The sequence below is a fragment of the Salinispora cortesiana genome (assembly GCF_000484695.1).
In the GTDB taxonomy this organism is placed as follows: Bacteria; Actinomycetota; Actinomycetes; order Mycobacteriales; family Micromonosporaceae; genus Micromonospora; species Micromonospora cortesiana.
Genome location: NZ_AXVR01000180.1, coordinates 1 through 1,418 on the forward strand (window position 1 = coordinate 1; position 1,418 = coordinate 1,418).

General features: G+C 64.7%; 1 protein-coding gene and 2 pseudogenes. 1 reads left to right on the top strand and 2 read right to left on the bottom strand.

Going from position 1 to position 1,418, the window contains the following annotated elements:
- Positions 1-153: 153 nt before the first annotated feature.
- Both K228_RS28090 and K228_RS26320 read right to left on the bottom strand, forming a co-directional pair.
- Positions 154-344: pseudogene (locus K228_RS28090) on the bottom strand (DUF397 domain-containing protein).
- Positions 331-772: pseudogene (locus K228_RS26320) on the bottom strand (DUF5753 domain-containing protein); the annotation flags it as partial. The pseudogenes K228_RS26320 and K228_RS28090, both read right to left, overlap by 14 nt.
- A gap of 239 nt (positions 773-1,011) precedes the next feature.
- Between K228_RS26320 and K228_RS28100 the strand changes: the two are divergent.
- Complete coding sequence (locus K228_RS28100) at positions 1,012-1,206, top strand: hypothetical protein (protein ID WP_025620798.1); 195 nt, start codon at positions 1,012-1,014, stop codon at positions 1,204-1,206.
- The last annotated feature ends 212 nt before the right edge of the window (positions 1,207-1,418 follow it).

A 1,418-nucleotide genomic window follows, 5' to 3' on the forward strand; every position in this document is an offset into this window, starting at 1 on the left:
AGGGCAACTCCCCGACCAACTGCGAGGGCAGCCCGGACCCGATCGAGAACTGCTTCGGCTGATCGGCGGGTAGCGAACGAGAATCCCCAGCCCTGCAAGACCGGGGCTGGGGATTCTCTTCGTGTGCTCAGAGCCTGCTCTTGGCGGGTGGGGTCAGGGCTGCTGGGGCAGCTGCGCGACGAATGCGCGCCACGCGGTGGGCCCGAACACCAACGCCGGGCCGCTCGGGTCCTCGGAATCCCGGACGCCGACGACTCCCGGCAGGTTGTCGGTGACCTCGACGCAGTTGCCGCCGCTCGCCCCGCTACGGGTAGATTTTCTCACTGGGCGCTATTGAGGTCCATGGTAGGTCTCTACTTCCTTCAATAGGTCGACGGACGGGTTGCGCGGCAGAGCCTCATCGCGAACGCTCTCCCACATCATGTGCAGCTTAGCCACTCCAACGTCTTTGTCGACCACCTCTCCACCGAGCTGACTTTCCAGGTGGCCGATCCACCGTCCCTCGCTCGTTCGCGCCAGCGCGAACGGCCCCGGCAGCCCGATGTGGATGCCGGTGGCGGCGGGGACGATCAGCACGTGTACGTGCTCGGTCATGGAGAGCAAATGGGCGATCTGCTGTGCCATGATCCCGCTGAAGCTGTCACCGGTGCGCCGAAGGGCGCCCTCGTCCAGGGCCGCAACGAGTTGCGGCGGGTGATCGTTTGTCAGGGATCTTCTGCCGCTCCATTCGAGCGGTGGTCAACTGGTCGACCTTACTGTCACTGAGACTGTTCAACCTGGAGGTGGAGCGTCAGTCGGTGGAGTGATCCAAATCCACCAGAGGTGCTGTCGGGGTCGCCCTTCAATCGCAGGCTCGAACAGCTTGAATCCGACTACACCGGCCGTGTCTGAAGTCGAGTCCGAGCGTTTGCTGAGCATGGGGCTTGGTGGGCGGGCGGTGGGGAGGGCACGCGTCTTTCACACCCGTGCGGACGTGCTTCGAGCTGTGCTTGCTGGGCTGCGGAGGCTGTGATGACCGACGACCGAAGACCGCCCGAGCTGCACCCTAACCGCGACCCGTCGGGGACGCCCCCGCTGCCCGACGGCGATTGGGTGCGAGCGAGTCGCCCGCCGGACCCGAGACTACTCACTACCCGGCAGAAGCTGACGGCAGTGCTTGTGGTGATGATCGTTGTTGCCGCCGTTGTCATCGGCGTGCTCCGGTGACGAAGTGGGGAGAATTCGGCCCCATTTGGCCACCCGGCCGGAAGGCGCCAAAATGCCCAAGCTGAGTGCGAACTCATCGAGACACCTCGGTCCGCTTTCGGCCCCGCCTCGGTTGACCGCCTAGTACTCCAGCAGGAGATCCGTTTCAGGGCTCGGTGAGAGATTGTCGGGCGTAGTGACCGATCTTGGCTTGGGCTTGGTGCTGGCGTCGG

Coding starts and splice junctions, on each gene's coding strand:
- K228_RS28100 (WP_025620798.1), top strand. CDS start 1,012: ATGACCGACGACCGAAGACCGCCCGAGCTGCACCCTAACCGCGACCCG.